Raw genomic sequence first — 16,852 nt, 5'->3', positions numbered from 1 at the left:
TTGCTTTTTCGGGAGAGTGAAACGGTAAGGCGCTCATCGACGGTTGCATCGATAAAGCGCCCTCATCCGTTCCGTCCTGCGTCTTCACGATGGATCAGACGCACACTTCCGAGGAACCTCAGCCTGCGAGCTTCGAGAGCAGCGGGTTCGCGAACGCAAACAGCATTGCCACACCAACGCCAATCAGGAACGCCGCGTCGATCAGACCAGCCAAGAGGAACATCTTGGTTTGCAGCGGGTTCATCAGTTCCGGCTGGCGGGCGCAAGCCTCGATGTACTTGCCGCCCATCAGACCGATACCGATACAGGCGCCGATTGCACCCAGGCCGATGATGATGCCGATACCGATGGCGGTCAGACCCTGGATGTTGGCGATGAAAGCTTGCATGATCACTCCTTTGATTAAAGACTTTGGAACTGGATTTATAAAAGACGAAACCGTGAAACCTGAGCTGATTCTGGGACTACTTAAAGCGTGTTAATGCGTGTCATGCGCCTGGCCGATGTACACCAGCGTCAGCATCATGAAAATGAACGCTTGCAGCAGAACGATCAGAATGTGGAAAATCGCCCAGACCGTACCCGCGACCACGTGGCCGAGAAAGCCAAGTACGGAGGCGTCCGCGCCGAAGTGCCACATGCTGCCGAGCAGGGCGATCAGCAGGAAGAGCAGTTCGCCCGCGTACATGTTGCCGAACAGCCGCATGCCGAGAGAAACCGTCTTGGCGACGAACTCGATGATGTTCAGTGCAAGGTTCGGGATCCACAGAAGCGGATGCGCGCCGAACGGAGCCGACAGCAGTTCGTGCACGAAGCCGCCTGCGCCCTTGATCTTGAGGTTGTAGTAAATCATCAGCGCGAACACGCCGAGCGCGATGCCGAGCGTGCCGTTCAGGTCGGCGGTCGGCACGATGCGGTGATGCGGAATGGCTTCCGACAGACCGAGCCAGCCGATCACGCGGCCCGGCAGGTCGACGGGGATGAAGTCGAGCGAATTCATCAGGGCGACCCAGACGAACACCGTCAGCGCGAGCGGCGCGATGAAGCGGCGGTTGCCGTGGATCATCGACTTCGACTGGTCTTCGACCATCTCGACGAGCATTTCGATCGCGCTCTGGAAGCGCCCCGGAACGCCGGACGTCGCCTTGCGGGCGGCGAGGCCGAGAATCAGGATCGTGACCAGGCCGCAGACGATCGACCAGAACAACGTATCGAGATTCCAGACGTGGATATCGAAGATCGACGTCTGATGGTGGTTGGAAAGATTCTGCAAGTGGTGCGCAATGTACTCGGACGGATCCAGAGCGCGCGTTCCTTCGCTAGCTGCCATATCGTTAAAGCCACCCAAATTGTCAAAAATCTTTCGCCGCCTGTCGACTCCCCGAGCCGCCGCGTTGGCTTTGCGGCTCGCAGGGCGCAGGCCCGCGTGCAGGATATGGAATCCGCACGTATTTATTTGCTCTGTTACTGTCGATCCAACTGCCGGCGCGCTTCGTCTCGACCCGCGCGCTCAGCGCCACACCATCGCAATCCAGTACGTCTTCAGCGCGACCAGATAGGTGACCAGCAGCGGCACCCACAGTGCGCCCTTGTACCAGAACGCGATCGCGACAAACATAGCAATCGTCGCGCCCATCTTGAGCGCCTCGCCGATCATCCAGCTCATGATGGTTTCGGCGCCGCTCTTCGCTTTCAGGCGTGCCGCGAACAATGCGCTCGGCACCCAGCAGATCGCCCCTCCCAGAAAGGCAGACAGCGCGGCATCACCCGGCGGACTGTAGAACAGCCACCACGCCAGCGTTGCACCCAGGGACAAAACCATTTGCGCAGCCACGACCTTGTACGGCGTGACCCGCGATGGACGACTCACTTGCGGACCAAACAGCGTTTCTGCCTGAGCCCGCGTGAGCGGAACGATATTGTTATCTTGCGCTTCAGCGTCCCACGAATCGTCGAACGAGGTGTGCGGCCGATTTCCGGACGTGTTCTGGTCAGCTTCGGATGGCGACCGGCGCCCGTCTTGCCCGCCTCGCGGCGCTCGATTCTGCTCTCGCACCGTCATCACACTATCTGCCAAAAAGTCCCGGTTCTCGACTACTTTCGCCCCTTCATTCGACAGCGCGATTACGCCGCGCTTTCTGGGTCGCCAAGCTGATAAATCCGGGGGATTGTAAGCGATTGTTGTCGGGGATTCAATAGTTTAGGTGCGTCAAAAACCAAGCAGACGACTCTTATAAATCAGTCGATCGACTGAGAATTTTCTTGCATTTATCGCGCGTTCGTGACGGGTTGTAAGGCGCGCGTTCGGCTCATACGAGCCACGCACCGATCAGCGTTGCCACGATCCAGAATGGGATCGATACGATGTGAAATGGTGTCCACATGCCCTTCTCGCCGCTGAGACGCACGGCGATCAGGTTGGCGAGCGAGCCTATCGCGATGCCGAAGCCGCCGACACTCACGCCGAACGCGAGCGCGCGCCAGTCCTTCGAGAACTCGGCGAGCATGATGGCAGCCGGCACGTTGCTGATCCCTTGCGACAGCACCGCGCCCGCGCCATAGGCGCGAAGCGGCGTGTGCAGGCCGATGCGCGCGATCGAGTCGTGTACCCACGGCAACACGGCGGCGCTGCGCAACACGATGAACATCAGCACGAAGATGAGGAGCAGCAGCCAGTCGATCTTCAGCACGACCTGCCGTCGCCACAGCAGAAAGCCGGCGGCGACCGCGGCGAGCGCCGGCCCGGCATGATGCGCATCCGCGAACGCGACGAATACGACGAACGCCAGCGCCGCCACGATACACAGCGTGCGGTCGACGCGATGTTCTTCGACGTCGCCGGAAAGGTCCAACGGTTCGGCGCGAAACATGAACGCCGTCAGCACGTACAGCATCGCCATCAATACAGCGCACAGCGGCGCGAGCGCCCACACGAACGCGCCGAACGACACGCCGCTCGTCTGCCAGAGGAAAAGATTCTGAGGATTCCCTAGCGGCGTCAGTATCGATCCCGCGTTCACCGCGAGCGCGATGAAGATGACGAGCCGCTTGATCGGCAGCGGTGCGAGTTTGTGCAGAGAAAGCGCCAGCGGCACGACGGCGAACAGCGCGACGTCGTTGGTGAGCAGCGTCGAAAGTCCGGCGGCGAGCCCGACCAACAGGAACGCCAACGCGCGCTCGCTATGGATGCGATGCACGACGCGATGCGCCATCCACATCAGGAATCCTGACAATTCGACGGCCTTCGTCAACATCAGCAAACCGGCGAGCGTGAGGACCGTCTGCCAGTCGATCAGCGCGGGCAGAGTGCCCCAGGGGCGCGGATGCAGAACCTGCAGCCCCACGAGCGCGACGATCAAAATCGCGAGGACAGGCTCCTTGCCGACGATCGCCCAGGCACGCGCCAACGCACCCTGCGCGGCGAGGTCCTTCGCTTCGGTGCTCGACAAGGCGCGCTCAGGCGCGAGCGGCGTCGGCGGTGCCGCGCAGCCGGCTGAGAATGCCTTCGAGCGAATCGAGATCGCCGAAGTCGATGGTGAGCTTGCCGCGCCCGCGCCCGCCAACCTTGATCTTCACGCTCGCCGACAGCAGGTCGGACAGTTCCTCTTCGAGCCTGCGCGTGTCCCGTCCGCCATCGTTCGCCACGCGCGCCTTGGTTGCAGGCACTTCCTTGGTCGTCGACGTGACGAGCTTTTCGGTCTCGCGCACCGACATGCGTTTGTTCACGACCTGATTGGCCAATTGAATCTGCGTCGCGGCGTCGACGGCGAGCAGCGCGCGCGCGTGGCCCATGTCGAGGTCGCCCGCCAGCAGCATCGTCTGGACCGGCGTAGCCAAGTTCAGCAGACGCAAGAGGTTCGATACGGCGCTGCGCGAGCGCCCCACCGACTCAGCCGCTTGCTCATGCGTGAAGTCGAACTCGTCGAGCAGACGCTGGATGCCCTGCGCCTCTTCCAGCGGATTGAGATCCTCGCGCTGAATGTTCTCGATCAGCGCCATCGCAGCGGCCGCCTGATCGGGCACGTTCTTCACGAGCACCGGCACCTCGTCGAGTCCGGCAATGCGCGCCGCGCGGAAACGTCGCTCGCCCGCGATGATTTCGTACTGCTCCGGCCCGATCAAGCGCACGAGAATCGGCTGCATCAGGCCCTGCGCGCGAATGCTTGCGGCGAGTTCCTGCAGCCCGCCCTCGTCCATACGCGTGCGCGGCTGATACTTGCCCGCCTGCAGCTTCGACAACGGCAGCACGCTCGGCACGCCTTCGCTGCGCACGGCCTCCGTGATGTCGACACTGCCGCCCAGCAACGCGTCGAGTCCGCGGCCCAAGCCCTTCTTTTTCATTACAGCGCTCATCTCGGTTCCTCCGGCAGCCTTTGCCGCGTCGATTGGGTGTGGGTCAGAGCGCGCGTACGCGCTCCATCATTTCAGTGCCGAACTGCATGTAGGCCTGCGCGCCGCGAGACGACTTGTCGAACACCACGCCCGGAAGGCCGTAACTCGGCGCTTCGGCGAGACGCACGTTGCGCGGAATAACCACGTCGAACACCTTGCCGCCGAAATGTTCCTTCAACTGATCGGAAACCTGTTGCTGTAGCGTGATCCGCGGATCGAACATGACCCGCAGCAGGCCGATCACTTTCAGGTCGCGGTTCAGATTGGCGTGAACCTGCTTGATGGTATTGACGAGATCCGACAGTCCTTCGAGCGCGAAATACTCGCACTGCATCGGAATGACCACGCCGTCTGCCGCGCACAGCCCGTTGAGCGTCAACAGGGAAAGTGCCGGCGGACAGTCGATCAGCACGAAATCGTAGTCTTCGATGACATCGGCCAGCGCCGCGCGCAGCACATGCTCGCGATTGTCGATGCCGACCAGTTCCACTTCCGCGCCGGCCAGTTCGCGATTGGCCGGCAGGACGTCGTAATTGACGGCTTCTGAACGCGTGCGCGCATCGCGCAACGTGACGCCGTCCACCAGCACTTCATAAACCGTGTTTTCGCACGCTGACTTGTCGATACCGCTGCCCATCGTGGCATTGCCCTGCGGGTCCAGATCGATCAACAGAACCCGCTGATCGAGCGCCGCAAGGCTCGCTGCGAGATTGACCGCTGTCGTCGTCTTTCCAACGCCGCCCTTCTGATTCGCGACGCAGAAGATTTTTGCCATCGTTTAGTGTCCTCGTTTCTTCGCTGCCAGAAGATCAGCGTTGTTTCGGCGTGCGTGGAGTATTTCAATACCGTTTGCGGCACTCATTGCGGTGCGACAGCGATTTCAACCAGATGCCGTTCCGCGTCGAGCATCGGTACGTTCAACCGCTCGATGTCGAGCACGGTTGCGCCTTCCGGAAGTCGCGCGATTTCGGCTTCCGGTCGGATGCCTTTCATCGCGAAGATGCGGCCTTCGTCGGCAACCAGGTGACGCGCAAGTGTAACGAAATCGGTGAGCTCTGCGAACGCGCGCGACACGATTACATCGAATTTCCCAGGCACTTCGACCCCGGGCCGCAAATTCTCGACGCGGCCGGTGACCACGGAGAGATTTGTCAGACCAAGCTGCACCTTCACTTGCGACTGGAAGGCGGTTTTTTTATGAACGATGTCGTTCAACGTGACCCGCAAGTCGGGCAAGACGATCGCCATGACGATGCCCGGAAGGCCGCCGCCCGAACCGACGTCGAGCGCAGTCGACGGTCCACGCCTGGACAGCGCGGGAATAATCGCGAGCGAATCGAGAATGTGCTGGATCAGCATCTGGCGCGGATCGCGGATCGCCGTCAGGTTGTAGACGGCGTTCCACTTGGCCAGCATGGCGACGTAGTCGATCAGCTTCCGCTGCACGGCGTCGGACAACGAGAGCCCCAATTCGGCGGCGCCTTCCCGCAGGAGCGGTTGAAGGGCTTCCGCACCGGGCATTCCGCCCGTGCGACCCGTCATTGGGCCGCCGGCGCGTTACCGCTGCCGGTGTCCGTGCTGCCAGCCGCAGCGCGCCGTCCGAGGCCGCGCTTTAGATGAACCATGAGGAGTGAAATCGCGGCAGGCGTGATCCCCGAAATGCGCGAGGCCTGGCCTATCGTCTCCGGCCGATGCTGCGTGAGCTTTTGGCGGGCTTCGAACGACAATCCGCGCACCTCCGCATAGTCGATTCCTTCTGGAAGGCGCGTGTTTTCCTGCGAACCGTTTCGCTCGATCTCACCGGCTTGACGATCAATGTAGCCCTGATACTTCACGCCGATTTCGATTTGCTCCCTGATCTGCGCGAGCAATACCGGATCGTCAGCGAGAGCGGCTTCCGGGCCACATGTGCCGTCACGAAGTGCGCAAATTCCTTCATAAGAAACGCCCGGGCGGCGAAGTAACTCCGCAAGACTGTATTCGTGGTCGATTGGCTTTCCGAGGAGCGCGGTCGCCTCTTCCGGGGGAAGCTTTTTGGGGTTGACCCATGTCGTCCGGAGACGCTCTGTTTCACGTGAAACAGCCTCGCGCTTTCGACTGAACGCGTCCCAACGCACGTCATCGACAACGCCGAGCTTCCACCCGATCTCGGTCAATCGCATGTCGGCGTTGTCTTCTCGCAGCGAAAGGCGATACTCCGCGCGGCTAGTGAACATGCGGTATGGTTCGGAAACTCCACGCGTCACCAGATCGTCGACCAGCACGCCTAAGTAGGCTTCGTCACGACGCGGCGTCCACGCTTCCTTCCCTTGCGCTTGCAACCCTGCGTTGATCCCCGCCAACAAACCCTGTGCGGCCGCCTCTTCGTAGCCCGTGGTCCCGTTGATTTGTCCGGCGAAGAACAGACCACCGATCGCTTTGGTCTCGAGGGAGGCCTTCAGCGCCCGCGGATCGAAATAATCGTACTCGATGGCATAGCCCGGTCGCAGAATGTGTGCGTGTTCGAGTCCGACCATCGAGCGCACGAGTTCCAACTGGACGTCGAAGGGCAAACTTGTTGAAATGCCATTCGGATAAAACTCGTTCGTGGTGAGGCCTTCGGGTTCCAGGAAGATCTGATGCGCGTCTTTAGACGCAAAACGATGGATTTTGTCTTCGATGGACGGGCAATAACGCGGGCCCACCCCTTCGATCACGCCCGTATACATCGGTGAGCGATCCAGTCCTGCACGAATAATGTCGTGCGTGCGACCGTTCGTATGCGTAACCCAACACGGCATTTGCCGCGGATGCTGCGCCACTCGGCCCAAAAACGAGAAAACCGGGATCGGATCGAGATCACCGGGCTGCTCTTCGAGCTTCGAATAGTCGATTGTTCTACCGTCGATTCGCGGCGGTGTTCCCGTCTTGAGCCGTCCTTGCGGCAGCTTCAGCTCCTTCAGGCGAGCCGACAGAGAAACCGCAGCCGGATCGCCCGCTCGACCGCCCGTGTAGTTATTCAGACCAACGTGGATTTTTCCATCCAGAAACGTACCGGCGGTTAGCACAACGGCGGGCGCTCGGAATTGGACACCTACTTGGGTCACAGCGCCCACCACCCGATCGCCTTCCACGATCAGATCGTCGACAGCTTGCTGGAACAACCAAAGATTGGGCTGATTTTCGAGGCGATGCCGAATCGCTTGCTTGTACAGCAGACGGTCCGCTTGAGCACGCGTCGCCCGCACAGCCGGCCCCTTCGACGAGTTGAGGACGCGGAACTGTATGCCCGCCTCGTCCGTCGCGGCAGCCATCGCGCCGCCGAGGGCGTCGACTTCCTTGACCAGATGTCCCTTGCCGATGCCGCCAATCGACGGATTGCAGCTCATTTGGCCGAGCGTCTCGATATTATGGGTAAGCAGTAGTGTCTTGCAGCCCATTCGAGCCGAAGCCAACGCGGCTTCCGTGCCTGCGTGACCACCGCCAACGACGATCACGTCGAATTCTGTCGGAAAAAGCATGAGAATTTCGCGTGCGAATGACGCGAGCCTTGAGAGAAATATCTCGCGATTATATCGCTTATGCTTTGCACTCGAATTCAGGCCGGTCGGCTAACGATAAAAAAACGGCGTGTTTCACGTGAAACACGCCGTCAAAAATGGGCTTGCGCTGTCCTAAACGGCTTTCTTCGCAAGGCCAAGATAAGTTTCGATGACTCTCCGATTGTGCGCCAGATCGGTCGCCTGCCCTTCCATTGCGAATTCGCCGGTTTCCAACACGTAGCCGTAGTCGGAAATCTGCAGCGCGGCACGCGCGTTTTGCTCGATCAACAAGGTCGCGACGCCCGTTTCACGTAATGCACTGATGATATGGAAGATTTCCTTCACGATCAGCGGCGCCAGTCCAAGGCTCGGCTCATCGAGCATCAGCAGTTGCGGTTTTGCCATCAAGGCGCGTCCTACCGCAAGCATCTGGCGCTCGCCCCCCGAGAGCGTGCCCGAAGCCTGCTTCCTTCGCTCTTTCAGCCGCGGAAATAGTTCGAAGACATGCGGCAACTGATCGAGATAATTTCGCTCGCCGGCACGTTTTCGACGATACGCGCCGAGAACCAGATTGTCTTCTACGGTCATGCTGGCGAAGAGCTCGCGTTTCTCGGGCACCAGGCACATTCCGCGTGAAACACGGCGCTCGATTTCCAACGACGAAATGTCGTCGCCGAGATACCGGACTACGCCCTTGGCGTGTCCCGTCGACGGCAAAGCGCCCATGATCGCGTTGAGCAACGTGGATTTACCCGCCCCGTTCGGCCCGATCACCGAAACGATCTGCCCCGCGCCGACCGACAGCTTGCCTTGGTGCAATGCCTCGACTTTCCCGTACCGCACTGACAAGTCGCTGACCTGCAAAATCGGCTCGGTCGCGTTGATTGCTTGATTCATCTCACTCCACCCCACCCAGATACGCTTCGAGAACCGCCGGATCTTTCTGCACGTCTTGCGGCAGACCTTCTGCGATCCGCGTGCCAAACTCCATCACGACCAAGCGGTCCGTCAGATTCATCACGAAATCCATGTCGTGCTCGACAAGCAAAACGCTCATCCCTTCCGTCTTCAGTTTCCGAAGCAGCTCCGCAAGTTGAAGTTTCTCCTGATAACGAAGTCCTGCCGCCGGCTCATCGAGAAGCAACAGCGTCGGATCGCAACACAGCGCCCGCGCGATTTCCAGGATGCGCTGCTGACCCAGCGCCAAGCTGCCAGCTTCGTCGTATAGATGCTTTGCCAAACCGACGCGTGCAATTTGCTTCGCGGCCTCCGCCATGAGGCGCGCTTCCTCAGCTGCGTTCAGCTTCGCGATGCTTCTCCAGACGCCCGTATTGCCGCGCAAATGCGCCCCGATCGCGACGTTCTCCAGCACAGTCATGCCCGGCAGTAACTTCACGTGCTGAAACGTCCGCCCGATGCCGCGTTTCACGATTTCACGTGAAGTCAGCGAGTCGATTCGCTCGCCGTGGAAGGTAATCGAACCGCTCGTCGCCTGAAGCACGCCCGTGACGAGATTGAATGTCGTCGACTTTCCCGCGCCGTTCGGTCCGATCAGGCCGATGATCTCGCCCGCCTTGACCTCGAAACTCACGTCGTTGACCGCGACGAGGCCGCCGAACTCCTTGCGCGCCTTATCGACGACGAGAAGCCGCTCGCCCGTCGCCGGCTTGTTGCGCTGCGGCAGTGCCTCAGCGTGGTCCGGCACATGCGCGCGCGGCCCGCGCGGAAACAGCCGCGACACGAACGGCCAGACGCCTTGCCGCGCGTACTGGAGCAGCAGGACCATCAGCACGCCGAACACGATGATTTCGAAGTTGCCGTTCGCGCCAAGAAGCTTCGGAAGCAGCGTCTGGAGATAGTCCTGCAGAACGGTGAGAATCGTCGCACCGAGAACCGCACCCCACACATGCGACACCCCGCCCACGACCGCCATGAACAGGAATTCGATGCCGTGGTTCAGGCCGAACGGCGTCGGATTCACCGCACGCTGAAGATGCGCGTAAAGAAAACCTGAAATCGCCGCCAGCACCGCCGCATACACGAAGATCACGACGCGCATCCACGCCGTGTTCACGCCCATCGCTTCGGCCATCGTTCCGCCGCCACGCAGCGCGCGAATGGCGCGGCCCGGCCGACTATTAAGCAGATTCTGAACAGACACGACCGACAGCAGCACCACCACCCAGATCAGGTAGTAAATGCTGCGGCCCGATTCCAGATGCCACCCGAACAGGTTCAGCACAGGAATACCGTTGATGCCGTCGTACTTGCCGAGCAATTCGAGGTTGCCGAACAGGAAGAACAGCGACAGTCCCCAGGCAATCGTCCCGAGCGGCAGGAAGTGGCCGGACAGCCGCATCGTCACCATGCCGAGCAGCAGCGCGATGAACGCCGTGAGCACGATGCCGACGATCAATGCGAGCCACGGCGACACGCCGAACTGCGTCGTGAGGAAGGCCGTCGTGTAGGCGCCGACGCCCACGAATGCCGCCTGCCCGAAGCTCGTCATCCCGCCGATCCCGGTCAGCAGCACGAGGCCGATCGCGACGATGGAGTAGAGACCGATGTAGTTGAGCAGCGTCACCCAGTATTCGGGCACGCGGATCGGCTGCGGCAAGACCGGCAGCGCGAACACCACCAGCAGGAAAATCCAAAAGAACTTGTTCCGGATCAGGAATTTCATCGCTTCACTCCTCTTCTTCTTCCGAATGCGGACTTGCCAGACTCCGCCACAGCAGCACCGGAATGATCAGCGTGAAAACGATCACCTCCTTGTAAGCACTCGCCCAGAACGACGAATACGATTCCAGCAGGCCGACGAGTAGCGAACCCGCCGCCGCCAGCGGATAACTCACCAGACCGCCGACGATTGCCCCAACGAACCCCTTCAGGCCGATCAGGAAGCCCGAGTCGTAGTAAATCGTCGTAATCGGGGCCACCAGGACGCCGCAGAGCGCGCCGAGACCCGCTGCGAGCGTGAATGCCAGCCGCCCGGCCTGCGTCGTTCCTATGCCTACCAGAAGCGCGCCCAGCCGGTTCACCGACGTCGCCCTGAGCGCCTTGCCTGAAATCGAGCGATCGAAGTAGAGATACAGCGCGACGATCAGCACGACAGCCGTGCCGACCACCCACAGGCTCTGGCCCGAAACCATTACCGAGCCGAGCGTGAAGTTGACGTCCGAGAACGGCGTCGTGCGCGATCCTTCCGCGCCGAACATCACGAGTCCGAGTCCGACCATCGCGAAGTGCACCGCCACCGCGACGATCAGCAGCAAGAGCGTGCTCGCCTCCGCGATCGGTTCATAGGCGAGCCGATACACGAACGGCCCCATCGGCACGACGATCAGAAGCGTGAGCCCGATCTGCGCGACCATCGGCAGGGTCTGCATGAACACGCCCTGCGCGAGCGCGTAGACCGCGACCGGGAACAGCAGATATTTGCCCGCGAGCGCCACGAGCGTGCGCGCAATGTGCCGATAGCGCGACGGGTGTCGCACGATGCCGGCCAGTTCCGCGACGAAGCAGCCCGCACCCATTGCCAGCAGCAGATAGCACGTCGCGGGGAGTTTCTGGGTTTGCAGCGCGGCGAGCGTGAGCGCGCCATACGCGACGAACTCGCCCTGCGGAATGAAAATGACGCGTGTCACGGAAAAAACGAGCACCAGTGCGAGCGCGAGCAACGCGTAGATCGCGCCCGTGGTGATCCCGTCTTGCGCGAGAATCGCCGCAATCGATAAGTCCATACTTCCTCTTTGAAATCGGCTCGCCGCAGGAAAAAGCGCGGCAAAACATGGGAAAGCGGCGCGCCGATCCACCCGGCGCGCCGCTTTCGACAACGAGACGCGCCCGGTCAAAGGCGCATCGAAAACGCGTCAGTCGTTCTGCAGCTTCCACTTGCCGTCGACGATCTGCACCATCACGCGCGCGCGGTCGTCGAAGCCGTTGTGATCGGTCGGCGTCATGTTCATGATGCCGTGCGCGACCGGAAGATCCTTGAGACTTTCCAGCGACGCGCGCAACGCCTCGCGGAACGCTTCCGTACCCGGCTGGGCCTTCTTCAGCGCTTCGGGAATCGCGCGCTGGAGCATCTGGCCCGCATCCCACGCGTGACCGCCGAACGTCGAGAGCGAACCCGCGCCATAGGCTTTCTCGTAGGCATTCTTATAGGCGGCCGACGACTTCTTCACCGGGTTGCTGTCCGGCAACTGATCGGTCACGAGAACCGGACCGGCGGGCAGCAGCTCGCCTTCACAATCCTTGCCGCACACGCGCAGGAAGTCGTTGTTCGCGACGCCGTGCGTCTGATAGACCTTGCCCTTGAAGCCGCGCTCCTTGAGCACCTTCGCCGGCAGCGCGGAAGGCGTGCCCGCGCCCGCGATCAGCACCGCGTCCGGATTCGCGCCCATCGTCTTCAGCACCTGGCCGGTTACCGACGTATCGGTGCGGTTGTAGCGCTCGCTCGTGACGATCTTCAGCTTGTGCGCCGTGGCGGCCGCGCTGAACACGTTGTACCAGCCGTCGCCATAGGCATCCGCGAAACCGATGAAGCCGACCGTCTTCACGCCGTGCTTTTCCATATAGCTCGCGATGGCGTCGGCCATCAGCGCGTCGTTCTGCGGCGTCTTGAAGACCCAGGCCTTCTTCGCGTCCATCGGCGAGATGATCGCCGCCGACGCCGCCATCGAGATCATCGGCGTCTTCGCCGACGACGCCGCGTCGATCATCGCCAGCGAGTTCGGCGTAACGGTCGAGCCGATGATCGCGTCGACGTGGTCTTCGTCGATCAGCTTGCGGGTGTTCTGCACGGCGCGGCTCGTGTCGGAGCCGTCGTCGAGCACGATGTACTCGACCGACTTGCCGCCGATTTCCTTCGGCAACAATGCGATTGTATTTTTCTCGGGAATGCCAAGCGATGCCGCCGGCCCCGTCGCCGAAAGCGTGACGCCGATCTTCACCTGCGCGAACGCGGCGCTTGCGCCCGTGAGCGCGATGCCCGCGATTGCCAGTGCGATGCTCGTGCGTACCCAGTGTTTTGTGGTTTTCATGACCTGTCTCCAAACGCGAATTGCTGTCGCGCACCCCGACGGTGCGCTGCTGCGAGTTGTTATCGAGTTACCGCCGTTGCTGCTGCGTCAATCTATGTAGCGCATCAAAGCGTGCCTAGCATCGTTTTCCCTGACCGTGCACGCTTGCGATCACTGCCCTGCTCTCTTTTCACGGCCCGCTTTGCTCGATGCGTTCGGGCTTCTCGTTGCGCAGAAAAAAAAGGCGCGTATGAAGCAACGCGCCTTTGTTCTCCGGGTTCAATTCATGGTGTCGACGGTCAGTTGCTGACGAGCTTCCACTTCCCGCCGACGATCTCGACCATCACGCGCGCGCGCTGATCGAGGCCCGAGTGATCGTTCGCGCTCATGTTGACGATGCCATGCGACACGGCGAGATCCTTCGTGTTTTCGATGGCCGCGCGCAATGCCTCGCGAAACGCGGGCGTGCCCGGCTGGCCCTTCTTCAGCGCGAGCGGAATCGCGCGCTGCAGGATGAGACCCGCGTCCCATGCGTGACCGCCGAAGGTCGAGACCGAACCCGCGCCGTTCGCGGCTTCGTAGGCCTTCTTATAAGCAAGCGCAGCGCTCTTCACGGGATTCGAATCGGGCAGTTGCTCGGCGACCAGAAGCGGTCCCGCCGGCAGGAACGTGCCCTCGCAATCCTTGCCGCACACGCGCAGGAAGTCGTTGTTCGCGACGCCGTGCGTCTGATAGATCTTGCCCTTGTAGTTGCGCTCCTTGAGCGTCTTTTGCGGCAGCGCGGCCGGCGTGCCGGCGCCGGCGATTAGCACCGCATCGGGATTCTGCGAGACGATCTTCAGCACCTGCCCCGTCACCGACGCGTCGTTACGCGCGAAACGTTCGTTCGCCACGATCTTGATCTTCGCGAGATCGGCCGCCTTGCCGAACTCCTTGAACCAGCTCTCGCCATAGGCGTCGGAGAAGCCGATGAACGCCACCGTCTTCACGCCATGATTGGACATGTGCTGCGCGATGGCCGTCGCCATCAGGATATCGTTCTGCGGCGTCTTGAAGACCCACGCGCGCTTCGCGTCCATCGGCTCGACGATCGAAGCGGCCGCCGCCATCGAGATCATCGGCGTCGACGTTTCCGCGGCGACGTCGATCATCGCGAGCGAGTTGGGCACGACGGTCGAGCCGATCAGCGCGTCGACGTGATCTTCGCTCGTCAGCTTGCGTGCGTTCTTGACGGCCTGCGTGGAATCCGTGGCGTCGTCGAGCACGATGTATTGCACCTTTTGTCCCGCGATTTCCTTCGGCAATAATGCGACCGTATTTTTCTCCGGAATGCCGAGCGATGCAGCCGGACCCGTCGCGGAAACCGTTACGCCCACTTTGATGTCTGCGAAAACCGGCGTGCTGATGAAAACCGAACTACCCGCAGCGATCATCGCCGCCGCGGTCCAGCGCAATGCGAACTTCATGCGTTTCTGCCCCGTGATTATTCGTGTGATTACCGACGGATTGCGCAAATTGAATCACCGACCATTCGGTCGGCGAATGGCGAGTTTAGCGGAGGCGAGCTGCGCCTAGCAAGCATTTTGAAGGGGTATTGGCCGCTCGCCGCCGCTTTTGAAAATGCCGCGAAATCCGTCCAAAATGATAAGGGAAAACGCGCATTAATCGGCGTCGAATTCAGCCGACAAAAGACAAAACGATAGCGCGAAAAACAAATAAAAAAGCGCTGTTGGAATCATCCAACAGCGCTTTCGGTCGGGCACTTAGTGCCTCGTTGTCTCCTCGTTCTCCACCTCAAAAATTCGGTGCAGCAGAACTAGGACGCATAGTAAATGGCGAACCGGTCCGTCACAACCTAGCATTTACCCTAGTGGTGCATAAAAGCACCTTAAATGGGCGATGTTTTATCGACGTCCGCTAAACGCAGATAATCCTTTGCGGCAGTTGATTCGGATCGCCAAGCAATTCTGCCTATCCCTGCAACGGCCGCACACGCGCGATGATCTCGCCGACGATACCGCGCCGGAACGCGAGCACGCACGCGATAAAAATGAGCCCCGTCACGATGGTCACCGATTCGCCGAACGAATTGAACCAGTCGACGCCTGTGAGCCTCGCGAGCGCGCTGCCGATATCGCCGAGCCGGTTCTCCAGCGCCACGATAATCGCCGCACCCAAGAGCGGCCCGAACATCGTGCTCATGCCGCCGACGAGCGTCATCAGCACGACGAGGCCCGACATCGTCCAGTACGCGTCGCCGAGCGTCTCGAAACCGAGCACGACCACCTTCAGCGACCCGGCCAATCCCGCCAGCCCCGCCGACAGGATGAACGCCAGCAGCTTGAAGCGCGCGGTGTCGTAGCCGAGCGAGATCGCGCGCGGCTCGTTCTCCTTGATCGCGATCAGCACCTGCCCGAACGGCGAATGCACGATCCGCACGATCAGCGCGAATGCCAGCACCATCACGACGAGCAGCACGTAGTAGAGCGTGAGGTCGGAACCGAGGTCGATCGCGCCAAAGAGCTTGCCGCGCGGCACGCCTTGCAGGCCATCTTCGCCATGCGTGAACGGCGCCTGCAGGAACACGAAGTAGACCATCTGCGCGAGCGCGAGCGTGATCATCGCGAAGTAGATGCCCTGGCGCCGGATCGCGAACAGCCCGACGACGAGCCCGAGCAGCGTCGCGACCGCCGTCCCCGCGATCACGCCGACCTCGGGCGTGGAGCCGAGCGTCTGGATCACGTAGCCGGTCGTGTAGCCGGCGCTTGCGAGGAACATCGCGTGACCGAACGAGAGCAGCCCCGTGTAGCCGATGAGCAGGTTGAACGCCGCGGCGAAGAGCGCGAAACACAGCACCTTCATCATGAACACGGGATACACGCCCGCGAACGGCGCGGCGATCAGGCCGATCAGCAACAACGCGTATAGCGCTTTTCTCTGCATCATTTTTCCTTGCCGAAGAGTCCTGCCGGGCGCACCAGAAGGACGAGCGCCATGATGACGAAGACGACCGTCGCGGACGCTTCCGGATAGAACACGCGCGTCAGGCCCTCGATCACGCCGAGCAGCAGCCCGGTGAGGATCGAACCCATGATCGACCCCATGCCGCCGATCACGACGACCGCGAACACGGTGATGATCATCGACTGCCCCATCAGCGGCGAGACCTGGATCACCGGCGCCGCGAGCACGCCCGCGAACGCCGCGAGCGCCACGCCGAAGCCGTAGGTGAGCGTGACCATCAGCGGCACGTTGATGCCGAACGCTTCGACGAGCTTCGGGTTCTCCGTGCCCGCGCGCAGGTAGGCGCCGAGGCGCGTCTTTTCGATCACGAACCAGGTCGCGAAGCAGACGATGAGCGATGCCACCACCACCCACGCCCGATAGTTCGGCAGGAACATGAAGCCGAGATTGGTCGCCCCGGACAGGAGCGCCGGCACGTCGTAGGGCTGCCCGGAAGAGCCGTAGACGGAGCGGAACACGCCTTCGATCACAAGCGTGATGCCGAACGTGAGCAAAAGGCCATAGAGGTGATCGAGCTTGTAGAGCCAGCGCAGCATCGTGCGTTCGATCACCATGCCGAACACGCCGACGATCACCGGCGCGAGCAGCAGCATCGCCCAGTACGGCACGTTGAAGTACGAAAAGCCCATCCAGGTGAGCATGGCGCCCAGCATGAACAACGCGCCGTGCGCGAAGTTGATCACGTTGAGCAAGCCGAAGATCACCGCGAGCCCGAGACTCAGGATCGCGTAGAACGAGCCGTTGACCAGCCCGAGCAGCAACTGGCTCATCATCGCGGCGAGCGGAATGCCGAAAATTTCCATCGAATCTGCCGTCAGAGTGGTTTTGGCGCGGAAACGGCACGCGGCAACTACAGCCGCGCGCCGTTGCGTCCCGCTCGTGCACTACTCA

15 protein-coding genes are annotated in these 16,852 nt (G+C 61.3%); all 15 read right to left on the bottom strand.

Translation table 11 applies throughout. The features are described from left to right. Positions 1–118 precede the first annotated feature (118 nt). The 15 genes from atpE to AWB66_RS19335 all read right to left on the bottom strand — a co-directional run bounded on the left by atpE (position 119) and on the right by AWB66_RS19335 (position 16,764). A complete protein-coding gene (atpE, locus tag AWB66_RS19405; RefSeq protein WP_007180033.1) occupies positions 119–388 on the bottom strand; it encodes a F0F1 ATP synthase subunit C in 270 nt (89 codons plus the stop codon). 90 nt (positions 389–478) lie between these two features. Next, positions 479–1,330: a F0F1 ATP synthase subunit A gene (gene atpB, locus AWB66_RS19400; RefSeq protein ID WP_087631794.1), complete on the bottom strand. Its 852-nt coding sequence runs from the start codon at positions 1,328–1,330 to the stop codon at positions 479–481. Between the two features lie 180 nt (positions 1,331–1,510). Beyond that, entirely contained in the window at positions 1,511–2,062 is a 552-nt protein-coding gene (locus AWB66_RS19395) for an ATP synthase subunit I (protein ID WP_087631793.1), read from the bottom strand. Between the two features lie 247 nt (positions 2,063–2,309). After that, positions 2,310–3,407, bottom strand: coding sequence for an SLC13 family permease (locus tag AWB66_RS19390; RefSeq protein WP_087631839.1), 1,098 nt, complete (start codon positions 3,405–3,407; stop codon positions 2,310–2,312). 49 nt (positions 3,408–3,456) lie between these two features. Then, positions 3,457–4,353, bottom strand: coding sequence for a ParB/RepB/Spo0J family partition protein (locus tag AWB66_RS19385; protein ID WP_087631792.1), 897 nt, complete (start codon positions 4,351–4,353; stop codon positions 3,457–3,459). A 43-nt stretch (positions 4,354–4,396) separates the two neighbouring features. Next, positions 4,397–5,167, bottom strand: a complete 771-nt coding sequence (locus tag AWB66_RS19380; RefSeq protein WP_087631791.1) for a ParA family protein — start codon at positions 5,165–5,167, stop codon at positions 4,397–4,399. Positions 5,168–5,250: 83 nt separating this feature from the next. Beyond that, positions 5,251–5,934, bottom strand: coding sequence for a 16S rRNA (guanine(527)-N(7))-methyltransferase RsmG (gene rsmG / locus AWB66_RS19375; RefSeq protein WP_087631790.1), 684 nt, complete (start codon positions 5,932–5,934; stop codon positions 5,251–5,253). Continuing rightward, positions 5,931–7,892 carry a tRNA uridine-5-carboxymethylaminomethyl(34) synthesis enzyme MnmG gene (gene mnmG / locus AWB66_RS19370; protein WP_087631789.1) on the bottom strand — a complete coding sequence of 654 codons (1,962 nt, stop codon included), beginning with the start codon at positions 7,890–7,892 and terminating at the stop codon, positions 5,931–5,933. The genes rsmG and mnmG overlap by 4 nt, the downstream gene beginning before the upstream one ends. 153 nt (positions 7,893–8,045) lie before the next feature. Then, positions 8,046–8,810, bottom strand: coding sequence for an ABC transporter ATP-binding protein (locus tag AWB66_RS19365; RefSeq protein WP_200819018.1), 765 nt, complete (start codon positions 8,808–8,810; stop codon positions 8,046–8,048). A 1-nt stretch (position 8,811) separates the two neighbouring features. Beyond that, positions 8,812–10,596, bottom strand: coding sequence for a branched-chain amino acid ABC transporter ATP-binding protein/permease (locus tag AWB66_RS19360; protein WP_087631788.1), 1,785 nt, complete (start codon positions 10,594–10,596; stop codon positions 8,812–8,814). A gap of 4 nt (positions 10,597–10,600) precedes the next feature. Further along, positions 10,601–11,656 carry a branched-chain amino acid ABC transporter permease gene (locus AWB66_RS19355; RefSeq protein ID WP_087631787.1) on the bottom strand — a complete coding sequence of 352 codons (1,056 nt, stop codon included), beginning with the start codon at positions 11,654–11,656 and terminating at the stop codon, positions 10,601–10,603. A gap of 129 nt (positions 11,657–11,785) precedes the next feature. After that, complete coding sequence (locus AWB66_RS19350; RefSeq protein WP_087631786.1) at positions 11,786–12,958, bottom strand: ABC transporter substrate-binding protein; 1,173 nt, start codon at positions 12,956–12,958, stop codon at positions 11,786–11,788. A gap of 278 nt (positions 12,959–13,236) precedes the next feature. Next, positions 13,237–14,403, bottom strand: coding sequence for an ABC transporter substrate-binding protein (locus tag AWB66_RS19345; RefSeq protein WP_087631785.1), 1,167 nt, complete (start codon positions 14,401–14,403; stop codon positions 13,237–13,239). 505 nt (positions 14,404–14,908) lie between these two features. Further along, positions 14,909–15,880 carry a branched-chain amino acid ABC transporter permease gene (locus tag AWB66_RS19340; RefSeq protein WP_200819023.1) on the bottom strand — a complete coding sequence of 324 codons (972 nt, stop codon included), beginning with the start codon at positions 15,878–15,880 and terminating at the stop codon, positions 14,909–14,911. Then, positions 15,880–16,764 carry a branched-chain amino acid ABC transporter permease gene (locus tag AWB66_RS19335; RefSeq protein WP_087631783.1) on the bottom strand — a complete coding sequence of 295 codons (885 nt, stop codon included), beginning with the start codon at positions 16,762–16,764 and terminating at the stop codon, positions 15,880–15,882. Before AWB66_RS19335 ends, AWB66_RS19340 begins: the two co-directional genes overlap by 1 nt. Positions 16,765–16,852: the final 88 nt, after the last annotated feature.

It is taken from the genome of Caballeronia telluris (genome assembly GCF_001544495.1).
GTDB classification, from domain to species: domain Bacteria; phylum Pseudomonadota; class Gammaproteobacteria; order Burkholderiales; family Burkholderiaceae; genus Caballeronia; species Caballeronia telluris.
Note: the sequence above shows the minus strand (reverse complement) of the source record. Positions and strands in the feature narration are given on the sequence as shown.

What these genes read in the sequence shown, in the direction of transcription:
- atpE (WP_007180033.1), bottom strand. Translation starts at nt 388, where the DNA reads ATGCAAGCTTTCATCGCCAACATCCAGGGTCTGACCGCCATCGGTATC.
- atpB (WP_087631794.1), bottom strand. Translation starts at nt 1,330, where the DNA reads ATGGCAGCTAGCGAAGGAACGCGCGCTCTGGATCCGTCCGAGTACATT.
- AWB66_RS19395 (WP_087631793.1), bottom strand. Translation starts at nt 2,062, where the DNA reads ATGACGGTGCGAGAGCAGAATCGAGCGCCGCGAGGCGGGCAAGACGGG.
- AWB66_RS19385 (WP_087631792.1), bottom strand. Translation starts at nt 4,353, where the DNA reads ATGAGCGCTGTAATGAAAAAGAAGGGCTTGGGCCGCGGACTCGACGCG.
- AWB66_RS19380 (WP_087631791.1), bottom strand. Translation starts at nt 5,167, where the DNA reads ATGGCAAAAATCTTCTGCGTCGCGAATCAGAAGGGCGGCGTTGGAAAG.
- rsmG (WP_087631790.1), bottom strand. Translation starts at nt 5,934, where the DNA reads ATGACGGGTCGCACGGGCGGAATGCCCGGTGCGGAAGCCCTTCAACCG.
- mnmG (WP_087631789.1), bottom strand. Translation starts at nt 7,892, where the DNA reads ATGCTTTTTCCGACAGAATTCGACGTGATCGTCGTTGGCGGTGGTCAC.
- AWB66_RS19365 (WP_200819018.1), bottom strand. Translation starts at nt 8,810, where the DNA reads ATGAATCAAGCAATCAACGCGACCGAGCCGATTTTGCAGGTCAGCGAC.
- AWB66_RS19360 (WP_087631788.1), bottom strand. Translation starts at nt 10,596, where the DNA reads ATGAAATTCCTGATCCGGAACAAGTTCTTTTGGATTTTCCTGCTGGTG.
- AWB66_RS19355 (WP_087631787.1), bottom strand. Translation starts at nt 11,656, where the DNA reads ATGGACTTATCGATTGCGGCGATTCTCGCGCAAGACGGGATCACCACG.
- AWB66_RS19350 (WP_087631786.1), bottom strand. Translation starts at nt 12,958, where the DNA reads ATGAAAACCACAAAACACTGGGTACGCACGAGCATCGCACTGGCAATC.
- AWB66_RS19345 (WP_087631785.1), bottom strand. Translation starts at nt 14,403, where the DNA reads ATGAAGTTCGCATTGCGCTGGACCGCGGCGGCGATGATCGCTGCGGGT.
- AWB66_RS19340 (WP_200819023.1), bottom strand. Translation starts at nt 15,880, where the DNA reads ATGCAGAGAAAAGCGCTATACGCGTTGTTGCTGATCGGCCTGATCGCC.
- AWB66_RS19335 (WP_087631783.1), bottom strand. Translation starts at nt 16,764, where the DNA reads ATGGAAATTTTCGGCATTCCGCTCGCCGCGATGATGAGCCAGTTGCTG.